Annotated in this window: 20 protein-coding genes and 2 pseudogenes; 12 read left to right on the top strand and 10 right to left on the bottom strand. The window is 66.8% G+C overall.

Going from position 1 to position 19,820, the window contains the following annotated elements:
• Window positions 1-35 precede the first annotated feature (35 nt).
• The 5 genes from ISS20_RS04040 to ISS20_RS04020 are packed head-to-tail and all read right to left on the bottom strand — an operon-like array spanning window position 36 to window position 5,456.
• Window positions 36-1,733 (bottom strand): AarF/UbiB family protein, encoded by a 1,698-nt coding sequence (locus tag ISS20_RS04040; RefSeq protein ID WP_291433927.1) that lies wholly within the window; start codon window positions 1,731-1,733, stop codon window positions 36-38.
• A gap of 15 nt (window positions 1,734-1,748) precedes the next feature.
• Entirely contained in the window at window positions 1,749-2,243 is a 495-nt protein-coding gene (locus tag ISS20_RS04035; RefSeq protein ID WP_291433925.1) for a DUF2269 domain-containing protein, read from the bottom strand.
• The gene (locus ISS20_RS04030) at window positions 2,240-2,629 is read right to left on the bottom strand and encodes a DoxX-like family protein (protein WP_291433923.1); all 390 of its coding nucleotides are present in this window, start codon (window positions 2,627-2,629) and stop codon (window positions 2,240-2,242) included. Before ISS20_RS04030 ends, ISS20_RS04035 begins: the two co-directional genes overlap by 4 nt.
• Window positions 2,626-3,753 (bottom strand): saccharopine dehydrogenase NADP-binding domain-containing protein, encoded by a 1,128-nt coding sequence (locus ISS20_RS04025; RefSeq protein ID WP_291433921.1) that lies wholly within the window; start codon window positions 3,751-3,753, stop codon window positions 2,626-2,628. The genes ISS20_RS04030 and ISS20_RS04025 overlap by 4 nt, the downstream gene beginning before the upstream one ends.
• A gap of 5 nt (window positions 3,754-3,758) precedes the next feature.
• Window positions 3,759-5,456 carry an EAL domain-containing protein gene (locus tag ISS20_RS04020; protein WP_291433919.1) on the bottom strand — a complete coding sequence of 566 codons (1,698 nt, stop codon included), beginning with the start codon at window positions 5,454-5,456 and terminating at the stop codon, window positions 3,759-3,761.
• Window positions 5,457-5,656: 200 nt separating this feature from the next.
• Here ISS20_RS04020 and ISS20_RS04015 point away from each other — a divergent pair, with 200 nt between their 5' ends.
• Genes ISS20_RS04015 through arsB form a run of 4 tightly spaced genes read left to right on the top strand, consistent with a single transcriptional unit; the run spans window position 5,657 to window position 8,096 of the window.
• Window positions 5,657-5,983, top strand: a complete 327-nt coding sequence (locus ISS20_RS04015; RefSeq protein WP_291433916.1) for a metalloregulator ArsR/SmtB family transcription factor — start codon at window positions 5,657-5,659, stop codon at window positions 5,981-5,983.
• Between the two features lie 32 nt (window positions 5,984-6,015).
• Window positions 6,016-6,519, top strand: coding sequence for an ArsI/CadI family heavy metal resistance metalloenzyme (locus ISS20_RS04010; protein WP_291433915.1), 504 nt, complete (start codon window positions 6,016-6,018; stop codon window positions 6,517-6,519).
• A gap of 9 nt (window positions 6,520-6,528) precedes the next feature.
• Window positions 6,529-7,035 carry an arsenate reductase ArsC gene (locus tag ISS20_RS04005; RefSeq protein WP_291433914.1) on the top strand — a complete coding sequence of 169 codons (507 nt, stop codon included), beginning with the start codon at window positions 6,529-6,531 and terminating at the stop codon, window positions 7,033-7,035.
• The gene (gene arsB / locus ISS20_RS04000) at window positions 7,032-8,096 is read left to right on the top strand and encodes an ACR3 family arsenite efflux transporter (RefSeq protein ID WP_291433913.1); all 1,065 of its coding nucleotides are present in this window, start codon (window positions 7,032-7,034) and stop codon (window positions 8,094-8,096) included. The genes ISS20_RS04005 and arsB overlap by 4 nt, the downstream gene beginning before the upstream one ends.
• Before the next feature lie 4 nt (window positions 8,097-8,100).
• On the opposite strand, the gene ISS20_RS03995 is transcribed toward arsB, so the two are convergent.
• From ISS20_RS03995 to ISS20_RS03985, 3 genes and pseudogenes are all read right to left on the bottom strand, one after another.
• Window positions 8,101-8,334 carry a DUF2798 domain-containing protein gene (locus ISS20_RS03995; protein WP_291433912.1) on the bottom strand — a complete coding sequence of 78 codons (234 nt, stop codon included), beginning with the start codon at window positions 8,332-8,334 and terminating at the stop codon, window positions 8,101-8,103.
• Window positions 8,331-8,954, bottom strand: a pseudogene (locus ISS20_RS03990) (flavodoxin family protein); the annotation flags it as partial. The gene ISS20_RS03995 and the pseudogene ISS20_RS03990, both read right to left, overlap by 4 nt.
• 25 nt (window positions 8,955-8,979) lie before the next feature.
• Entirely contained in the window at window positions 8,980-9,477 is a 498-nt protein-coding gene (locus ISS20_RS03985; RefSeq protein WP_291433911.1) for a DUF2938 domain-containing protein, read from the bottom strand.
• 83 nt (window positions 9,478-9,560) lie between these two features.
• Here ISS20_RS03985 and ISS20_RS03980 point away from each other — a divergent pair.
• Window positions 9,561-10,007: pseudogene (locus ISS20_RS03980) on the top strand (helix-turn-helix domain-containing protein).
• 150 nt (window positions 10,008-10,157) lie between these two features.
• Here ISS20_RS03980 and ISS20_RS03975 read toward each other — a convergent pair.
• The gene (locus ISS20_RS03975; RefSeq protein ID WP_291433909.1) at window positions 10,158-11,306 is read right to left on the bottom strand and encodes a helix-turn-helix domain-containing protein; all 1,149 of its coding nucleotides are present in this window, start codon (window positions 11,304-11,306) and stop codon (window positions 10,158-10,160) included.
• Between the two features lie 177 nt (window positions 11,307-11,483).
• Between ISS20_RS03975 and ISS20_RS03970 the strand changes: the two genes are divergently transcribed.
• The 7 genes from ISS20_RS03970 (at window position 11,484) to ISS20_RS03940 (ending at window position 19,282) form a co-directional block, all read left to right on the top strand.
• Window positions 11,484-11,954: a (2Fe-2S)-binding protein gene (locus ISS20_RS03970; protein ID WP_056748178.1), complete on the top strand. Its 471-nt coding sequence runs from the start codon at window positions 11,484-11,486 to the stop codon at window positions 11,952-11,954.
• Window positions 11,955-12,000: 46 nt separating this feature from the next.
• Window positions 12,001-14,388, top strand: a complete 2,388-nt coding sequence (locus ISS20_RS03965) for a xanthine dehydrogenase family protein molybdopterin-binding subunit (RefSeq protein WP_291433902.1) — start codon at window positions 12,001-12,003, stop codon at window positions 14,386-14,388.
• An 11-nt stretch (window positions 14,389-14,399) separates the two neighbouring features.
• Window positions 14,400-15,191: a xanthine dehydrogenase family protein subunit M gene (locus ISS20_RS03960; protein WP_291433900.1), complete on the top strand. Its 792-nt coding sequence runs from the start codon at window positions 14,400-14,402 to the stop codon at window positions 15,189-15,191.
• Window positions 15,192-15,300: 109 nt separating this feature from the next.
• Window positions 15,301-16,227, top strand: coding sequence for a MoxR family ATPase (locus ISS20_RS03955; RefSeq protein ID WP_291433898.1), 927 nt, complete (start codon window positions 15,301-15,303; stop codon window positions 16,225-16,227).
• Between the two features lie 10 nt (window positions 16,228-16,237).
• On the top strand, window positions 16,238-17,452 hold the full coding sequence (locus tag ISS20_RS03950) for a VWA domain-containing protein (protein ID WP_291433972.1): 1,215 nt from the start codon (window positions 16,238-16,240) through the stop codon (window positions 17,450-17,452).
• 94 nt (window positions 17,453-17,546) lie between these two features.
• Window positions 17,547-18,179 carry a CoxG family protein gene (locus tag ISS20_RS03945; protein ID WP_291433897.1) on the top strand — a complete coding sequence of 211 codons (633 nt, stop codon included), beginning with the start codon at window positions 17,547-17,549 and terminating at the stop codon, window positions 18,177-18,179.
• 29 nt (window positions 18,180-18,208) lie between these two features.
• A complete protein-coding gene (locus tag ISS20_RS03940) occupies window positions 18,209-19,282 on the top strand; it encodes an XdhC family protein (protein ID WP_291433896.1) in 1,074 nt (357 codons plus the stop codon).
• Window positions 19,283-19,300: 18 nt separating this feature from the next.
• On the opposite strand, the gene ISS20_RS03935 is transcribed toward ISS20_RS03940, so the two are convergent.
• The gene (locus ISS20_RS03935; RefSeq protein ID WP_291433895.1) at window positions 19,301-19,804 is read right to left on the bottom strand and encodes a low molecular weight protein-tyrosine-phosphatase; all 504 of its coding nucleotides are present in this window, start codon (window positions 19,802-19,804) and stop codon (window positions 19,301-19,303) included.
• Window positions 19,805-19,820 lie beyond the last annotated feature (16 nt).

Below are 19,820 nucleotides of genomic sequence, written 5' to 3'. Positions count from 1 at the left end.
CCTGGTGGGGCGGCGCGGCGTGTTTTTTGCAGCGCTCAGTCGTCATCGCGGTGATGGCTGCTGCGCCAGATGGCACGCACCAGCCACAGGCCACACACCACGGCACCAAAGAACCCCAGGAAGCCGAACGCTGGCAGGCCGAACAGCGTGGGCCCGCCTTTCACGGTCATCACGATGGACGAGCCGATGATGAGCGCGGCAATCACCAGCGCCATCGCCAGCCGGTTGGCCGACCGGTCGATCTGGTCGCCCACGCGCTTGAGGTGGGCCAGCTCGATCCCCACCTGCAGGTGCCCGCGCCGCGCATTGCGCAGCAGCCGCCCGATGTCGTCCGGCAACTGCTCCACCGTGGCCAGTGCACGCCGCAGGGTGCTCCACGCGCGCCCGGCGAGCACCTTGGGCTCGTAGCGCGCGCGCACCACCTGCTTGAGCAGCGGCAGCGCTTCGCTGGCCATATGGAAGTCCGGGTCCAGGTTGCGGCCCATGCCTTCGAGCGAGATGAAGGCCTTGATGAGCAGCGCGAGGTCGGACGGCAGCCCCAGGTGGTGTTCGCGCAGGATGGCTGTCACGTCGGCCAGCATCTGCCCCAGGCTCAGCTGTGCCAGCTGCACGCCGTGGTACTGGTCCACAAAGGCCTCGATCTCGGTTTCGAGCTGGCCCAGGTTCAGTCCCTGCGCGTCGCCCGTCCAGTCCAGCAGCACGTCGGCCACGGCCTGGGGCTGGTGTTCGACCAGGCCCAGCAGCAGTTGCAGCAGCTCGTCGCGCCGGCGCTGCGACAGGCGGCCCACCATGCCGAAGTCGATGAAGGCAATGCGGTTGCCGGGCAGGTAGAACACGTTACCGGGGTGCGGATCGGCATGGAAAACGCCGTCCTTCACGATCATCTGCAGCACTGCCTGCGCGCCCCGCTGTGCCAGCACCGTGCGGTCAAATCCTGCCTCGGGCGTCAGCGCAGCCAGGGCGCCGCCGGGTGTGCCGTCGATGAAATCCTGCACGTTGATGCGCTCGCGCGTGTAGGCCCAGTGCACGCGCGGGATCACGATGTGGGGCAGCGCGGCCATGTTGGTGGCAATGCGCTCGGCCTGGCGGCATTCGCCGGCCAGGTCCAGCTCGCGGCGCAATGAGCGCGCGAACTCGCGCACCAGTTGCTGGGGCCGGTAGGGTTTGAGCGCGGGCAGCTCGGCCTCGGCCATCGCTGCCAGGCGCTGCAGCAGGCGCAGGTCGGCCTGGATGGTGTCTGCAATGCCGGGGCGGCGGATCTTGACGATGACCTCGGTGCCGTCGTGCAAGCGGGCGCGGTGCACTTGTGCAATCGAGGCTGCAGCCAGTGGCGTCGTGTCGAACCAGGCAAACACCGCTTCGGGCTCGTCGCCCAGGTCCTCGCGCAGTTGCGGGCGCAATACGTCGATGGGCACGGCGGGCACGTGGCTGTGCAGCTTTTCGAACTCGGCAATCCACTCCGGGCCAAAAAGGTCGGCCCGGCCCGCGAGGATCTGGCCAAACTTGACGAACGCGGGGCCCAGCTCTTCGAGCGCCAGGCGCACCTGCACGGGCGGCTCCACGCGGGCCAGGTCTGCTGCGTGGGTCCAGTTCAGTGCCTGGCCCGCGCGCTCCAGCCGGTCGGCCAGGCCCAGGCGGCGCACGGTGTCGCCAAACCCGTGGCGCACCATCACGCCCAGGATTTCCTTCAGGCGCCCCAGGTCGCGGGCAGTGTCCAGGGTCTCGATCAGCATGGGGCGATGATAGGTTCAGAAGTTCAGGGTGGGTTTGTTCACCATCAGGTAGAACACCACGGCCATCGCCACAAAGGCCGGGTAGCCCAGGGCCTCCCACCAGCGGGCGTAGCGCCAGTACAGGGGCGGCAACACGCCGTCGCCTTGCGCGGACTGCGCCGCCTCTGCCGTCTCTATCGCCATGTCGCGCATGCGCAGCTGCAACCACACCACAGGCAGCCAGCAGGCACCGGCCACCAGGTACAGCGCGATGGACACCGCGAGCCACGGCGTGCTCCAGGGCATGCCCGCCATCGCAGCCATGGCCAGCCCCGTGGCGGGTTGGATGAACACCGTGGGCGTGGTGAACCACCAGTCCGCCCGCACCACCAGTCGCGTGACCACCGCCTGTGCCTGCACATTGCCGCTGCGGTTGGTAAAGAACATGTAGAACGCAGAGCCCAGCCCGGTGCCCACCAGCAGCACGCTGGAGATGATGTGCAGCCATTTGAGGGTGAGGTACAGGCTCATGGCTGGGGTGGTGTAGCGGGCGTGTCTTGCAGCAGCGCGAGCAGGATGGCGGCGATGGGCAGGTTTTTAGTCAGCGGACCCAGCGGGTGCAGCCACCAGGACGGATCAACGAAAGTAGCCAACAGCGTCATTGCCCCCATGAGCAGTAACGCCGCCAGGTACACGGCCCTGCCGGGCCGCCAGGCCATCCACAGGCCAACGAGGGCATCGGCGGTGGCGCCCGCAAGAATCAGCACGTGGGCCAGCCCTGGGCTGCTCCACGCGGCGGGCAGGCTGATCAGCAGTGCGCGGCTTTGCCCGTTCAGTTCAACCACGCTGACGATGGCCGTGGCCAGCCATACAAACACCAGGCTCCAACGCAGCAAGGCATGGGTAGCGGGTGTCATGTTTCCTCCACGATGTCTGTCACCATGCCCCACTTCGCAAGCTCGGGGGCAAAGGCCTCCAGAGTAAGCAGGCTGGTGCTGGTGTGCGCGCCTGTGGGCAACGTGTGCCCGGCCGCCAGTTGGCGGGCCAGCAGGATGGCGGCCATGCAGGGGATCTCGGGGCCGTGGTCGTGGTCTGCGGCAATGTGCCATGCGCGGCGGCGGGGCTGGCCCTGTCCATCGGCACCTGCCACGCGCACCACCATGCCGCCCAGTGGCGTGCCCAGAAAGTCCAGCGCGCCGCCCATGTGGTGCATCAGCCAGGCCAGCTTCTCAGGATGGGGTAATACGCCCCAATGGCGCAGCGCTGCAAGCGTGGCGAAGACTCTCTGTGCCAGGCCCACCTCCAGCGCGGCGCGGAAGGTGACGCGGTCGCGGGCTTTGTAATGGGCCGGGAAAATCTCCAGATCCGGGATGTCGCAGACCGCCCCCAGGCGCGGGCGCAGCCGCTGGAACCGGACCGCTGTGGGCTGCGCCCAGCCCCGCTGCAGCTGCCAGCGGCCACCATCCCACACTTCGATGGGCAGGCCACAGTAGCTCAGCACCGCCGCCAGCGTGGCCTGACCCCGTGGCGCCCTTTGCGCGGGGGCGATGCAGATGTCGATGCTGTCGATGCGCTGCCAGCCAGCGCACAGGTGGTCAATGACGGCCGATGACAGCGCGGGCACCGTGCTGGCACCGGCGACAGCAGTGCGCCCCGCGCTGGCGAATGCCGCCTGCATCGCGGCCGGAAAGTCGCACACAAAGCGTCTGCCGTCGGCCAGGTCGATGTAGTGCGCGCCCGCCTCGGCGGCCGCCTGGGCCACGTTGTAGGCCTGTGCCTGGAATGGGCCGGCCGTGTGGATGACCAGATCCACACCCCAGTGGCGCAAAGTGGTGACCAGGCCCGGCGCCTGGTGGTCCAGGGCGACCCCTTGGGTGCCATGGCCCAGGGTGGCTGCCAGGGCCTCCGCCGGCGATGCATTGCGGCCAGCCACGAGCAGGGCAATGTGGTGGCGCGTGGCCGCGTCGCCAACCAGTGCGCGGCAGATGCGTGCGCCAAAGTTGCCGTACCCGCCCAGAACCAGGGTTGTGAGGGCTGTCATGTTGGTCAGGTCCCCGGGGCCCATGGCTGGCCGGGCTGCGTGGGCATGAAGGATGTATCGCTGCCCTTGCCGCTGCCGGGTGGGTGCAGCAGTGCCTGAAGGGCTGCGCGCTGCGGCTGTAGTTGTGTGTGGTGCCAGTTGGGTACGTCGGGTGCCGCAATGGGGCGGCTGAACAGGTAGCCCTGGATGTGGTGCAGCCCGGCGGCTGCGAGGGCTCGCAGTTCTTCCGGTGTCTCCACGCCTTCGACCACCACCGACAGGCCCAGGTCTCGCGCCAGGGCGTTGATGTGCCGCAACAGCTTCTGGCGGCGCCGGTCCTGCGGCAGCTTGCGCACAAACAGGCGGTCGCACTTGATGCCAGCAATCGGCAGCTCGGCCAGCATGCCCAGGGACGAATACCCTGCGCCAAAGTCGTCCATCAGTACAGCCACTCCCAGGGTGCTCAGCGCGCGGATGGCCTCCACCATCTCGGGGCCGAGCGCAATGATGGCGTGTTCGGTCATTTCAAGTTTGAGGGCACGCGGGGGCAGGGCACGCTGGGCCAGCTGCAGGCTCAGCCAGGGTGCAAAGCTCTCGTGCATGAGCGTGACCGGCGCCACATTGACACTGATGCTCACTGTGTCCAGCCCCCGTGCCCGCCAGCTTTGCAGGTGGTCGAGCGCGTTGCACAGGATCATGCGGTCCACCTCTGCCGTCTTGCCTTGCAGCTCGCAAACCAGCAAAAAAGTCTCGGGGTTGATACGGCCCAGGGTGGTGTCGGTCAGGCGCAGCAGGGCCTCCAGCTGCACTCCGCTGCGCTCGGTGTGGACGATGGGCTGGAAGTGCAGCGCCAGGTTGTCGGGGTGCAGCAGGCGGTCCAGGTGGTCTGCAATCAGCGACTGCTGAATGTCGCTGCGGGCGTTGTGGGCTACCGCCGATGTGCGCATCATCGACAGCCCTCGGCGCAGCAGCTGCTGGCGTCCTGCATCCGACCGCAAGTTGCTCAGATGCTCCATGGCCACGGCCATCGCAAACACCAGCACGATGAAGAGCAGCGCAGCACCGTCGGACGCGCCCTCGGGGTCGCCCAGGTGCATGGCAAAGGTGTTGACCAAAAGCCAGTGCAGCACCAGGATCGCGCCGCCACAAAGCAACTTGTCAGCCCAGGTCTGGGATCGGTACCGGGGGGTGAGCACGCTGAGCTTGGCGGCGCGGTGACGGATCGCGCAGTAGCACGAAATACCCGTGGCGATGCCCAGCGACAGCACGGTGGCCAGCCCGTTGATCTGCGCAAAACTCTGCACATGGCTGCTGGTGATGGTGAAGTGCCCCGCCAGCGTGCCCAGCGCCAGCCAGGCGCTGGCCAGCGCGATACGGCGTTTGCTGGCGCTGGTGCTGAGGGTGGGAATGGTGAGCCGCGCACTCACCACCATGATGACCAAACCGCTGAGCGCTGGCACCAGCTCCAGCACATGATGCGACAGCTCGGTGTACATGAACAGGCCCACCACATCCAGCGCCCACACGATGGAGCCAATACACAGTGCCGCATGCGATGCGCTGATGCGGCGGCTAGAGGGGTCCACGGAATACGCTGTGTGTTCCACCAACTGCTGGCACACGTGCACGACCAGTGCCGCAAAAACCCAGAACAGCAAGCTCTGCAGCAGTGGCGGAAACCCCACCACAAACACCTGCATGGCGCCTTGCCAGATTGAAACCATATCGTCCACGTGCTCCCGCCCTTTTTTGATTGCGGGTCATCATACGACTGCGCGGCAGGGCCAAAGAGCAACTGCCTGTAAGGGGGGCGGCGGGTACGTGCTCCGGGGCGCTTCCTGGCCATCGCGGGAGTGTGTGGCCTTTCAGTGCAGTTTTTGGAGTGTTATTTTCAATAATTCAACAATTGTTGTATTATCGATGCATGCAAGAAACCGACGTCGTCCGAGCCCTCGCAGCCTTGGCCCAGGAGGTCCGCCTGCGGGTCTTTCGAGCGCTGGTGGTGGCGGGCCCTGCGGGCCTCACGCCAGGTGACCTGGCCGCTCAGCTGGAGGTGGCGCCCAACACCCTGTCCTTCCACCTCAAGGAGTTGTCGCATGCCGGGCTCATCAGCCAGGAGCGGCAGGGCCGCAACCTGATCTACCGCGCCGCATTCGACACCATGAATGGGCTGCTGGCCTACCTTACCGAAAACTGCTGCGAAGGCCAGACCTGTGCCCCTGCCGGCGCGGCTGCGTCCTGCCACTGCTGACCGTTGCTGACCGTTGCCCCAAGGAGAACCCCATGAAACGCTTCCACGCCCATGTGCATGTCGATGACCTGGCCCAGAGCATCGCCTTTTATTCCAAGCTGTTTGCCGAGGCCCCCACGCGGGTGGAGGCCGACTACGCCAAGTGGATGCTGGAGGACCCGCGCGTCAATTTCGCCATCTCCACCCGGGGTGCCAAACCAGGGCTGGACCACTTTGGCATGCAGACCGACGATGCCGCCGAGCTGGCTGAACTGAAGACCCGCGCCGAGGCCGCCGACATGGCCCTGCTCGATGAAGGCCGCACCACATGCTGCTATGCCCGCAGCGAAAAGCACTGGGTGACCGACCCACAGGGCATTGCGTGGGAACACTTTCACACCTTGGGCGACATCCCCGTCTTCAACGAAGCCCCACCGTCCGCTGTCGTGGGTGCCTGCTGCGCGCCTGCGGCGGTGGCAGCCCCTGCGGCTGCCGCCCCTCGTGCGGCGTGCTGCGGCCCGGCCACAGCCACAACCCCCAAGGCCAGCTGCTGCTGAGGGGGCCCCATGACAGCACTGAACGTTCTTTTCCTGTGCACCCACAACTCGGCCCGCAGCATCCTGGCCGAGGCCTTGCTCAACGACATGGCGCCAGGCCGGTTCCACGCGTACTCGGCGGGCAGCAGCCCGCGCGACAACCAGCAACCCAACCCGCTGGGCCTGGAGGTGCTGCGCGCCGCTGGCATCTCGACCGAAGGTCTGCGCAGCAAGGGCTGGGACGAGTTCGCCGCTCCCGGCGCCCCGGCCATGGACCTCATCATCACCGTCTGCGACAACGCGGCGGGCGAGGTCTGCCCCATCTGGCCCGGCCACCCAGCCACTGCGCACTGGGGCTACGCCGACCCGTCCGAAGGGGAGGGCTCGGACGATGAAAAACGCGAGGCTTTCCGCAAGACACTGCATGCCATCCACCAGCGGCTGGAGTTGCTGATCAACCTGCCCGCCGACAAGCTCGAAAAGACCTTGTTGCAGCACACGGCGCGCGAGCTGTCTCGCGCAGCCGCCACGCCATGACGGTGCAGTGCGAACCGGCCGGTGCGCCCGCCCCGGCCCCCATGAGCGTGTTCGAGCGCTATCTCACCGTGTGGGTGTTGTTGTGCATCGTGGTGGGTATCACGCTGGGGCAGTTCTTCCCCTCGGTGTTCCAGGCCGTGGGCCGTATGGAGATTGCAAAGGTCAACCTGCCCGTGGGCTTGCTGATCTGGGTGATGGTCATCCCCATGCTGGTGAAGGTGGACTTTGGTGCACTGGGCGAGGTGCGCAAACACGCCCGGGGCATTGGCGTGACGCTGGTAGTGAACTGGCTGGTCAAGCCGTTTTCGATGGCGTTTCTGGGCTGGCTATTCATCCGCCACTGGTTTGCGCCTTACCTGCCGGCCGACCAACTGGACAGCTACATCGCTGGCCTCATCCTGCTGGCGGCCGCACCGTGCACCGCCATGGTTTTTGTATGGAGCCGTCTCACCGGCGGCGACCCGCTGTTCACGCTGTCGCAGGTGGCGCTGAACGACAGCATCATGGTGATCGCGTTTGCGCCGCTGGTGGCGTTTTTGCTGGGCATCTCGGCCATCACCGTGCCGTGGGACACCTTGCTCACCTCGGTGGTGCTGTACATCGTGATTCCGGTGGTGCTGGCCCAGTGGTTGCGTCGGTCGCTGCTGGCCAAGGGGCAGGCGGTGTTCGATGCCGTCATGGCGGGCATGGGGCCCTGGTCCATTGCGGCACTGCTGGCCACGCTGGTGCTGCTGTTTGCCTTTCAGGGCCAGGCCATCCTGCAGCAGCCGCTGGTGATTGCGCTGCTGGCCGTGCCCATCCTGATCCAGGTGTTTTTCAACGCGGGGCTGGCCTACTGGCTCAACCGCGCGGTGGGGGAAAAGCACAGTGTGGCCTGCCCGTCGGCGCTGATCGGTGCCTCCAACTTTTTCGAGCTGGCGGTGGCCGCCGCGATCAGCCTGTTCGGCTTTCACTCCGGCGCCGCGCTGGCCACCGTGGTGGGCGTGCTGATCGAGGTGCCGGCGATGCTGCTGGTGGTGCACATCGTCAACCGCAGCAAGGGCTGGTACGAGCGGGCGTAAGCGCTCAACCCTTGGCGGTGGTGGTGAGCAGCGCCACCACCTTGCGGGCCAGTGGGGCCGCCAGCATCACTGCCGGGAAGGCGAACAGCCACCCGGTGAGCCATGCGCCCGCCCAGAGGCTCACCCAATCCTGCTGGGGCTGCAGAGCGCGAAAGGTGGAGATACCCGCCACCAGCAGCGACATCACCCCGGACAGGATCAGGCTGAACAGTACCGGGCCATAGCGGGCCGGGATCATGCTGCAATTTCCTCTCCGGCCTGGCGCGCAGCCACACCGCCCAGACGCTGCAGCGTCTCGGCGAAATGCTGGCCGAACATGCGGGCGGTCCTGGTGTCGCCGGGCACAAATGCATCGGCTGCCGCCCCGTGGCCCGCCTGCGCCATCAGGCCCGACCAGGAGCCCAGCCGGTTGGCCGCCTCGTCGTAAGGCACCCCGGCATGCTGCTCGGGCAGGGTGGGGTTGCCCACCCACACCATGCCGTGCTGCATGGCAAACACCCACATCGACATCAGCGTGGACTGCTTGTCGCCCGCCGGCAGCGACGACACGGTGAAGCCCGCCGCCAGCTTGTTCTTGAGCTGCTGCGTTTTCCAGAGGCGGCCGGTGGCATCCATGAAGGTCTTGAACGGCCCGGACACCCCACCCAGGTAGGTGGGCGAGCCGAGGATCAAACCGTCGTAGCGCAGCAGGCGGTCGGGCGCCTGCGCCAGGTCTTCAGCCCGGATCAGTTCAGCGAGGACGCCCGGCACGGCGCGCGCGCCGTCCAGCACATGGTGGGCAATGTGTGCGGTGTGGCCGTGGGCGCTGTGAAAAACGATGGCAATGTGTTGCATGGTGTGGATTCCTTGGGAGTGATTTCTGAGAGAAGAGGCGCCAGTGAGGTCATCGTGAAATCAGTGCGATGACCAGCGCGGAGAGATACAGGCCCAGGCCAAACACGGTGTGGTTGGCCAGGCTGCGCAGGCAGTTCTTGAGCGGGGTGGGCGTGCGCGATGCCGCAAAGCCCGAGCCCATGGCAGGCTGCATGACCAAGAGCGGCGCCGCCACGGTGCCCATGCCCACGGCCAGCGCGGGCCACAGGGTGGGGCTGTGGACCCAGGCGGCGCCCTGCAGGGACAGCAACACCCCGGCAAAGGCCACGCCCACGGCGTAGTGCGTGAGCCAGCCCCAGGCCAGCTCGCCGCGCACCGGAGCCGCCTTGGCGATGGCGGCGTGGGCGATCTGGCCGCGCACCAGGTGGCCTACCCAGCGGCCGATGAAGGCGAAGTTGAGCGTGGGCACCCCCAGCCTTTTGAGCAGCAACAGCCAGGCATCCATGACGGCGGTGGCGCCGATGCCCAGGAGCACGGCGAGGGGAATGTCTTGCAGTGAGAGAGTCATCAAAAGACCTCGGAAAGTTGACGGAAGAAGGTTTTGAAAGGAATATAGAAGTTCAAGTCAACTTGAGGTCAAGAGGTTTTTTCATGGACATTGCCGAAGTCGCCAAACGCTCCGGGCTGCGGGCGTCCACGCTGCGGTATTACGAAGAGAAGGGCTTGATCCAGTAGTTGGGGCAACACGGCGAGCTCCGAAGGTTTGCGCCCGGCGTTATGGACCAGCTTGCGCTGATTGCGCTGGGGCAATGGGCCGGGTTCTCGCTGGACGACATCCGGTCAATGTTCTTGCCCAGTGGCGAGCCGTACATCGATCGGCAGCTGCTATCGGCCAAGGCCGACGAACTCGACACCATGGTCAAGCGCCTCAAGGCCATGAGCAACGGCCTGCGGCATGCAGCCGCCTGCCCGGCCGAGAGCCATGCCCAGTGCCCGTCGTTCCAGCGGCTGCTGAAAGCCGCCGCTGACGGAGCGCTGGAACGCCAGCAGCGGCGCAGTGCGCAGCCCGTGGTGGGCCTGCGCCGGCCGCGTGCCTGAGCGGCCCGAGGCGCCTCGGTTGATTGGGTGATTGGTTTGCTACTTATTTGATAGCTGCTCAGGCTTATTGCACTAGCGCTATCGGCCAAAAAGGCTTGAAATGAAGTCGCCGGTCGCTTGCACGGCGGTGTGGGCAGCGTCGCGGGCCCGTCACCCGCCTTTGGGGGCGCTCAGCTTGCGGTACACCGTGGCGCGGCTGATGCCCAGCGCGCGCGCCGCCTCGGCCACGTTGCCGCGCGCTTCCTGCACCGCGCGGCGGATCATCGCGACTTCGGCCTCGCGCAGCGGGGCGGGCGCCGGTGCAATACCTGGCACCGCCGCCGTGTGGGTGTCGCCCACGTTGCGGGCGTGTGCGGGCAGCTGTGCCAGGGCATGCAGCCGCAGGCCCGACCACAGCGGCAAATCCAGCGGCTCCCTGCGCTGCTGGCGGGCCGCGTCGAACAGCATGGTCCAGGGCATGGCCAGCAGGTCGCTGCAGTGGGTGCGGGCGCCGGGCAGGCCGGGCGCGCGCAGGGGCTGCGGCACCAGTTGGCGGGCCATGCTGTTGGCGCCCACCACGCAGCCATCGGCGTCCAGCGTCAGCAGGCCGTCGCCTTCACCGCCCAGTGGGCAGCCCGGCCAGTTCACGCGCAGCAGCAGGGCGTGCGGCAGCTGCAGCAGCAGTGCGTCTTCCATGGCGCGGGCCGACCGGGCCACCAGGTGGCGCAGCTCGGGCCGTTCGGGCACATCCACGCCCGTCAGGTCCAGCATGCCCACGCATTGGCCCTGGGGATCGAACAGCGGCGCGCCAGCGCAGCTGTAGCTGCTGTTGTCGTCAAAAAAATGCTCGCCCCGGTGCAGCCACACCGGCTGCAGCTCCGCCAGGGCTGCGCCGATGGCGGTGGTGCCCACGGCGGCTTCCGACAGGTCAATGCCCACGCGGCCGATGGCACTGGCACGGGGGTCGCTCTGATCACAATGGCCCTGCACATCGACCACGATGCCGCGGGCGTCGGTCAGCATGGCGAAGTAGCGCATGCCCGCAATGGCCCGGGTCAGCTGCTCCAGCACCGGTCGGGCCGCGCGCAGCAGGTGGTGGTTCTGATCCTGGCTGTGCCGTAGCGAGGCGGCACTGACGGCGTCAAAAGCAACCCGCCGTGCGGGCTCCAGCCCGCGCGCCAGGCAGCGCTGCCAGGACCGCGCAATCCAGGGCTCCACCTCGGCGCGCGCGGGCGCAGCACCGTCCGTCAGCAGGCTCTGGCGCGCCTGCGCAATCAGCGCGTGGCGGTCAGCAGCGGGGTGGGGCGCGGAGATCAGCATGGTGAATAACTCCTGGAAGTCTGCATGATGCGCCGGTGTGCAGTGCAGCATGTTTCATTTTGAGAATATCCAGCCAGGGGCTCGGAAAATCTAGGGTTGTCCCTAGGGATGGGTGGTGGGGCGCGGCAGATGATGCGCGAGGTCAGTCCAGCCAAAACCATTCCAGGAGACAGCCAGATGCAAGTCCAGTTCACGGTCAACGGGCGCGCTGCCAGTGTTGACGTTCCCCCCAATACCCTGCTTGTGCATGCGCTGCGAGAGCACCTGCTGCTCACCGGCACCCATGTGGGTTGCGACACCAGCCAGTGCGGGGCGTGTACGGTGCATGTGAACGGCCGGGCCGTCAAATCCTGCGCCATGCTGGCGGTGCAGGCTCAAGGGGCCGAGGTGACCACCATTGAGGGCATGGCCACCCCTGACGGCACCATGCACCCCATGCAGGCCGCATTCAAGGAGTGCCATGGCCTGCAGTGCGGCTTCTGCACCCCGGGCATGGTGATGAGCGCCGTGGACCTGTGCAAGAACCACCCCAACGCCAGCGAAGGCGAGATCCGCGAGCTGCTGGAAGGCAACATCTGCCGCTGCACCGGCTACCAGAACATCGTGCGCGCAGTGCAGGTTGGCCAGAAGGCCATGGCCGGCGCCTGAGCGCGTCCGCCGTCCCAACGCCAGAAAAATCCAAGGAGACAAGACCATGGGTGCATCCGACTTTTCCAAGCTGCCGCACATCGGCGAATCGCTCAAGCGCAAGGAAGACTACCGCTTCCTGACCGGCGCGGGCCAATACACCGACGACGTGGTGCTGGCTGCGCAAAGCCATGCCGTGTTTGTGCGCTCGCCGCACGCCCACGCCAAGATCAACAGCATCAGCGTAGATGCTGCCAAGGCTGCGCCTGGTGTGCTGGGCGTGTTCGTCGGCGCCGATGTGGCCGCCGACAACATCAACGGCCTGCCCTGCGGCTGGCTCATCACCAGCACCGACGGCCAGCCCATGAAGGAGCCGCCGCACCCCATCCTGGCCCAGGGCAAGGTGCGCTACGTGGGCGACCACGTGGCCATGGTGGTGGCGCTGACCCAGCAGCAGGCGCGCGATGCGGCCGAGCTGGTAGAGGTGGACTACGACGTGCTGCCCGCAGTGGTCAATGTGGCCGATGCCGCGTCGGGCGCCGTGGCGGGCGCGGCGCTGCATGACATCGCCCCAGACAACCATTGCTTCAAGTGGGCCATTGGCGACAAGGGCGGTGTGGACGCAGCGTTTGCCAACGCAGCGCATGTCACCAAGCTCGACCTGATCAACAACCGTCTGATCCCCAATGCCATGGAGCCACGCGCGGCCATCGGCAGCTACAACCGGGCCAGCGATGAATACACGCTGTACGTCAGCAACCAGAACCCGCACGTCGAGCGCCTGCTCATGACCGCGTTTGTGATGGGCCTGCCCGAGCACAAGGTGCGCGTGATTGCACCCGATGTGGGCGGTGGCTTCGGCTCCAAGATCTATCTGTACGCCGAAGACGTGTGCCTGACCTGGGCCTCCAAAAAGCTCAACCGCAACATCAAGTGGGTGGCCGACCGCAGCGAGGCGTTCCTGAGCGACGCCCACGGCCGCGACCATGTGAGCCACGCCGAAATGGCGATGGACAAGGACGGCAAGTTTCTGGCGTTGCGTGTGCACACCCACGCCAACCTGGGCGCCTATCTCAGCACCTTTGCCAGCGCTGTACCCACCATCCTGTACGCCACGCTGCTGGCCGGCCAGTACAGCACCCCCCAGGTGTATGTGGAGGTGGATTCGTGGTTCACCAACACCGCGCCGGTGGATGCCTACCGGGGCGCGGGTCGCCCCGAGGCGACCTACCTGCTGGAGCGCCTGGTCACGCGTTGTGCGTGGGAGATGGGGCTTGCGCAGGACGAGATCCGCCGCCGCAACTTCATCAAGGCCTTCCCTTACCAGACGCCGGTGGCGCTGCAGTACGACACCGGCGATTTCCAGGCCTGCATGGATGGAGCGAACAAGCTGGCCGACGTGGCGGGCTTCGAGCAACGCAAGGCCGCCAGCGCGGCCAAGGGGCTGCTGCGGGGCGTGGGCTACTCGTCTTACATCGAGGCCTGCGGCATCGCGCCGTCCAACATCGCGGGCGCCCTGGGCGCACGCGCTGGGCTGTTTGAGTGCGGCGAGGTGCGCGTGCACCCCACGGGCAGCGTGACGGTCTTTACCGGCTCGCACAGCCACGGCCAGGGCCATGAGACCACCTTTGCGCAGGTGGTGGCGGCGCGCCTGGGCATCCCGGTGGAGAACGTGGACATCGTGCACGGCGACACGGGCCGCGTGCCTTTTGGCATGGGCACCTATGGCTCGCGTTCCATCAGCGTGGGCGGCGCGGCCATCATGAAGGCGCTGGACAAGATCGAGGCCAAGGCCAAGAAGATTGCCGCGCACCTGATGGAGGCGAGCGACGCCGACATCGACTTTGCCAACGGCGAGTTCACCGTGCGTGGCACCGACAAGAAGATCCCGTTCGGCCAGGTGTCGCTGGCGGCGTATGTGCCCCACAACTACCCGCTGGACGTGTTGGAGCCGGGCCTGAACGAAACCGCGTTCTACGACCCCACCAACTTCACCTTCCCTGCAGGCACCTACATCTGCGAGGTCGAGGTAGACCCCGCCACCGGTAGTACAAGGGTGGACAAGTTCACGGCCGTGGACGACTTCGGCACCATCATCAACCCCATGATCGTGGAAGGTCAGGTGCATGGCGGCCTGGTGCAAGGTATTGGCCAGGCAATGATGGAGAACTGCGTGTACGACCGCGAGACCGGCCAGCTGCTCACCGGCAGCTTCATGGACTACGCGATGCCGCGTGCCGATGACTTCCCTGAGTTCAAGCTGGGTCATGTGTGCACGCCCTGCACCCACAACCCGCTGGGCACCAAGGGCTGCGGCGAGGCGGGGGCCATCGGCTCACCACCGGCCGTCATTAACGCCGTGCTGGATGCACTGCGACCACTGGGCGTGAAGGAGTTCGACATGCCCGCTTCACCCCATCGCGTGTGGGAAGCGATTCAAAACGCCAAGGCATAAGGAGACCCACCATGTACGCATTCACCTTTGAGGCTCCTTCCTCCACCGCAGCTGCCGCGCAGCTCATTGCCCAGGGCGGCAAGCTGCTCGCGGGCGGGCAAAGCCTGTTGCCGTCCATGCGGCTGCGCCTGGCCAACCCCGAAAAGATCGTAGACCTGAACAGCATTGCCGAACTGGCGGGCATCCGCCGCGAGGGCAACGCGCTGGTCATCGGCGCCATGACGCGCCATGCCGACGTGGCATCCAGTGCGGAAGTGAAATCTGCGATCCCTGCGCTGGCCGATCTGGCCGCACACATCGGTGACCGCCAGGTGCGCGCACGCGGCACGCTGGGGGGCTCGGTGGCCAACAACGACCCTGCCGCCTGCTACCCCAGCGCGGTGTTGGGCCTGGGCGCCACCGTCATCACCAACCAGCGCGAGATCAAGGCCGATGACTTCTTTGTGGGCATGTACACCACGGCGCTGGAGGAGGGCGAGATCATCACAGCCATCCGCTTCCCGATCCCGAAACGCGCTGTGTACATGAAGTTCAAGCAGGCGGCATCGCGCTTCTCGCTGGTGGGGGTGTTTGTGGCGCAGACCGACAGCGGCGTGCGCGTGGCCGTCACCGGTGCGGCCAGCAGCGTGTTCCGCCATGCAGGGCTGGAGGCGGCGCTCAACCAGAGTTTCACGCCGCAGTCGGCTGCCAGCGTGAAGATCGACGCGAACGATCTCAACGCCGACATCCACGCCAGTGCCGCCTACCGCGCCAACCTCATCAGCGTGCAAACGCAGCGCGCTGTACAGCAGATGCTGGGATGAAGTGAAGCCGACCCCACCACCGTGGTGCGGCACCCGGTGGTGGGCTTTTGAGTGAAATTGGCTGCAAGCGCTAGAAAAATATGCGCTAGCAGCTATGAATTGGATAGCAATGAACTCGTTGAACGCCGCGCCGGTTCCGGCTTCCATCGACGCCTTGGTGCAGGCCTTGCAAAGCGTGGGCTACTTTGCGGACCGGCGCCTGGCCACAGCGGTGTTTCTGGCCCTCAAGCTGCAGCGGCCTTTGCTGCTGGAGGGCGAGCCCGGCGTGGGCAAAACGGCGCTGGCCAAAGCCCTCTCGGAAGTGCTGTCGCGCAGCCTGATACGCCTGCAGTGCTACGACGGCTTGGAGCAGCGCGAGGCGCTGTACGAATGGAATTACGCCGCCCAGCTCTTGCACATGCGGGCTGCAGAAGGCAAAGGCAGTGCCGACATGGCGCAGGTGGAGCGCGAGGTGTACCAGGACCGCTACCTCATCCGTCGCCCCTTGCTGCAGGCACTGCAGGCGCCAGCGCCTGGCGCCGTGCTGTTGATTGACGAGGTGGACCGTGCCGACGAGCCCTTCGAGGCCTTTTTGCTCGAGTACCTGGGCGAGTACCAGGTGAGCATCCCCGAGATCGGCACCGTGCGCGCCACGGCCACGCCGGTCACCCTCCTCACCAGCAACCGCACGCGCGACCTGCACGACGCCGTCAAGCGCCGCTGCCTGTACCACTGGCTGGACTACCCCGAGCGTGAGCGCGAGCTGGCCATCGTGCGCGCACAGGTGCCCGGCGCCAGCGAGACGCTGGCCGTGCAGGTGGCGGAGTTTGTGGGCCGGCTGCGCAGCCAGCCGTTTGTCAACGCGTTTCAGCGCGCACCAGGCATCGCCGAGAGCGTGGAATGGGCCAAGGCGCTGGTGGCGCTGGATACTATTGTGGTGGACCCTGAAGTGGTGTCCGACACGGCAGGCATCCTGTTCAAGCAGCGTGAGGATGTCGCGGCGCTCACCCGCGACATGGCTGTGCAGTTGCTGCAGCCCGCCGACACCGATGCATGAGAACCGCCCGATGGCCGAGGGCGCAATGTTCTCTCAACTCGGCGATGCCCGCGTTGGCAAGTTGGCCGACAACCTGAGCGGTTTTGGCCGCACGCTGCGCCGCGCTGGCGTGCGGGTGGACGCTGCCCGCATGGCGCTGGCCCAGCAGGCGGTGATGTTGGTGGGTTTGCAGCGCGACGACTTCAGCGCCGCACTGGAGGCCGTGCTGGTCAGCCGCGAGCAAGACCGCATGGTGTTCCGAGAGCTGTTCGACGCCTACTTTCGCAACCCCAACGTGGCGCAAAAGCTGCTGGCCCAGATGCTGCCCAGCGCAGAGTCCAAAGCCGAGCCCGTCAAGCGCCGCCCGCGCGTGAGCGAGGCATTGGCGCCCGTGCGTGCAGCCCGCAACGCACCACCCGCGCGCGAAGAAGACAAGATCGAATTCGATGCCGCCATGACGGCCAGTGACCTGCAGCGCCTGCGGCAGGCCGATTTCAACCAGCTCTCGGCCAGCGAATACATCCTGGTGGAGCGCCTGGCGCGCGACGTGTCCTTGCCGTTACCGCGCTACGCGGCCCGCCGCACCCGGCCGGGCGCACGCGGCAGCCGCCCGCACTGGCCTGGCGCCATGCACCATGCGTCGCGCAGTGGGGGCGAGGTGCTGCACATCCCCTTGCTGCAGCGCCGCCAGCAACCGCTGCCGCTACTGGTACTGGTAGACGTGTCGGGCTCCATGGAGCGCTACGCCCGGTTGCTGCTGGCCTTTTTGCACGCCGCCACCGCACCGCGCCACACCGGCGCCGCCGTGCGCCGTGATGTGTTTGCGTTTGGCACTGGCTTGACCGACCTCACGCCCGCCTTCCGGTTGGCCGACACCGACGCCATGCTGGAGACGGCCAGCCATGCCATCACCGACTTTGCGGGCGGCACCCGCATGGGCGACAGCCTGGGCCAGTTGCGCTTGCAGCACGCGCGGCGCCTGGTGGGGCGGCGCACGCTGGTGCTGCTGATCAGCGACGGGCTCGACACGGGCACCCCCGAGGTGCTGGAGCGTGAGCTGGCCTGGCTGCGCCGCCACTGTGGCCGCCTGCTGTGGCTCAACCCGCTGCTGCGCTACGAAGGGTATGCCCCCACGGCACGCGGCGCGTCGGCCTTGCACCGCCAGGCCCACGGCATGGTGGCCGTGCACAACCTGAGCCACCTGAAGGACCTGGCGACCAGCCTGGCAAGCGTGCTGCGGCAATGAGGACGCGGCCCCGCACCGCATCGAGCCCAGCCATGCAGCGGACCGATTGAACTCCCACAACATCCACACCAATTGAAGACCGAGAGGACCCACCATGGAAATGCAAGCCAGCCGAACCCTTGCCGTCAGCCAGCAACAGGCCTGGGAGGCGCTCAACGACCCCGAGGTGCTCAAGCTGTGCATTCCCGGCTGCGACAAGGTCGAGCCCACGGCCGAGAACCAGTATTCGGTGGCCATGGCGCTCAAGATCGGGCCCGTGTCGGCCAAGTTCGCCGGCAAGATCACGCTGTCCGACATCGTGCCGCCCGAGAGCTACAACATCGCCTTCGATGGCTCCGGCGGCGTGGCGGGCTTTGGCAAGGGCAATGCCCAGGTCAAGTTGGTGCCGTTGCCTGCCGATGCGGCGGGGCAGGCCAGCTGCGAGCTGCATTACACCGTGCATGCCTCCGTGGGCGGAAAGATCGCGCAGCTGGGCCAGCGCCTGATCGACGGCGCCGCCAAGAGCATGGCCGAGGACTTCTTCAAGCGGTTTGACGACGAGATGCAGCGCCGCTTTCCGCGCGCTGAAGCACCCCCGGCAGATGCAGCAGCCAGTGCCGATGCCATCACCCAGCCAGGCACCGTGGAAGGGGGGAGTGCCACCCAGGGCGGCGGTATCCCTGCGTGGATGTGGGGTGTTGGCGTGGCGGCACTCGTACTGCTGGCCTGGTGGTTCAATCGGGGCTGAGTGCTATGGGTACCGGAAGGAAGTGAGTCATGGAAAATTTGGACGTCGTCGTGCTGCGCACGCTGCAGGGCTGGCGTGCCGCAGGGCGCCGTGCGCTGCTGGCCACGGTGGTGCGCACCTGGGGCTCGTCGCCCCGGCCGGTGGGTTCGATCATGGCGCTGTGCGAAGACGGCGCGGTGGTGGGTTCGGTGTCAGGCGGGTGCATTGAGGACGACCTGATCGACCGCCATACCCGCGCCTATGCCCAGGCGGGCGCTGCGGCAGACGGTGCCGAGCACCGCATCCCCAGCGGGCCGCCATCGTTTGTCAAATACGGTATCAGCGCCGACGAAGCCCACCGCTTTGGCCTGCCCTGTGGCGGCACGCTGGAGCTGCTGCTGGAATACGACCCAGATCCCGCGCTGCTGGCCGATTTGATTGCCCAGCTGGCCGCCGGGCGCCTGGTGCAGCGCACCGTGCGCCTGTCCGATGGCGCCGTGACCTTGGCGCCTACGCAGGCACCCGAGGATCTGAAGGTGGATGCACAGCAGCTCACCAACACCTTCGGGCCCGAGTACCGCATGCTGCTGATCGGGGCGGGGCAGCTCACCGAGTACCTGGCCACCATGGCCTTGTTCAACGGCTTTGCCGTGACGGTGTGCGACCCGCGCGAGGAGTACCGGGGCAGCTGGAGCGTGCCGGGCGCCACGGTGGTGAGCGACATGCCCGACGATGTGGTGCTGGCCTTCAAGCCCGATCGCCGCACCTGCGTGGTGGCCCTCACGCACGACCCCAAGCTGGACGATCTGGCGCTGCTGGAGGCTTTGAGCACCGAGGCGTTCTACGTGGGTGGCATCGGCTCGCGCCGCAACAACGAGGCGCGGCGGGCCCGCATGATCGAGCACTTTGACCAGACCGAAGCCAGCCTGCAACGCCTGCGTGGGCCCATCGGCATCTACATCGGCAGCAAGACGCCCCCCGAAATCGCAGTGAGCGTGATGGCCGAGATCCTGGCCGTCAAAAACGGCGTGACCCTGCCGCGCGACATGGAAGTGGCCCAGGCCAAGAACGACCGCGAGCAGGCGCACAACGACCCCGGCGCCCTGGTGTGCGGCGTGCGGTAGCTCGGGTAGTCCCGGAGGTCAGCGCTTCATCGGTGGCACCTGCGCCTGCAGCTGCCGCTGCACATGCCTGAGCAGCCCTTCGCACGCGTCTTCCACCAGGTCCAGCACCTCCTCAAACCCCTGGCTGCCGCCGTAGTACGGGTCAGGCACCACCGGGCTGTCGAACTGCAGGCAGAACTCCGTCATGCGCCGCAGCTTGTGCGTGTGCGCGGGCGGGCACAGGTCCTGTGCCAGCGCCAGGTTGTCCCAGTCCATGGCCAGGATCAGGTCGTAGTGGGCAAAGTCCGCATCCGTGATCTGCCGGGCCCGCAGGTCCGACAGGTCATAGCCGCGCTGCGATGCATGGCGCTGGGTGCGGGTGTCGGGCGGCTCGCCGGGGTGGTAGTTGTGTGTGCCCGCCGAGTCCACCTGCACGCTGTGCGCCAGGCCGCTGTCAATGAGCTTGTGGCGGAACACGCCGTGGGCCGTGGGGCTGCGGCAGATGTTGCCCATGCACACAAACAGGATGGCGTAGTGGGTCATGTGGCTTGGGTTCGTT

Origin of the sequence: Acidovorax sp. (assembly GCF_016783915.1) — a bacterium.
GTDB lineage: Bacteria > Pseudomonadota > Gammaproteobacteria > Burkholderiales > Burkholderiaceae_C > Acidovorax.
Note: the sequence above shows the minus strand (reverse complement) of the source record. Positions and strands in the feature narration are given on the sequence as shown.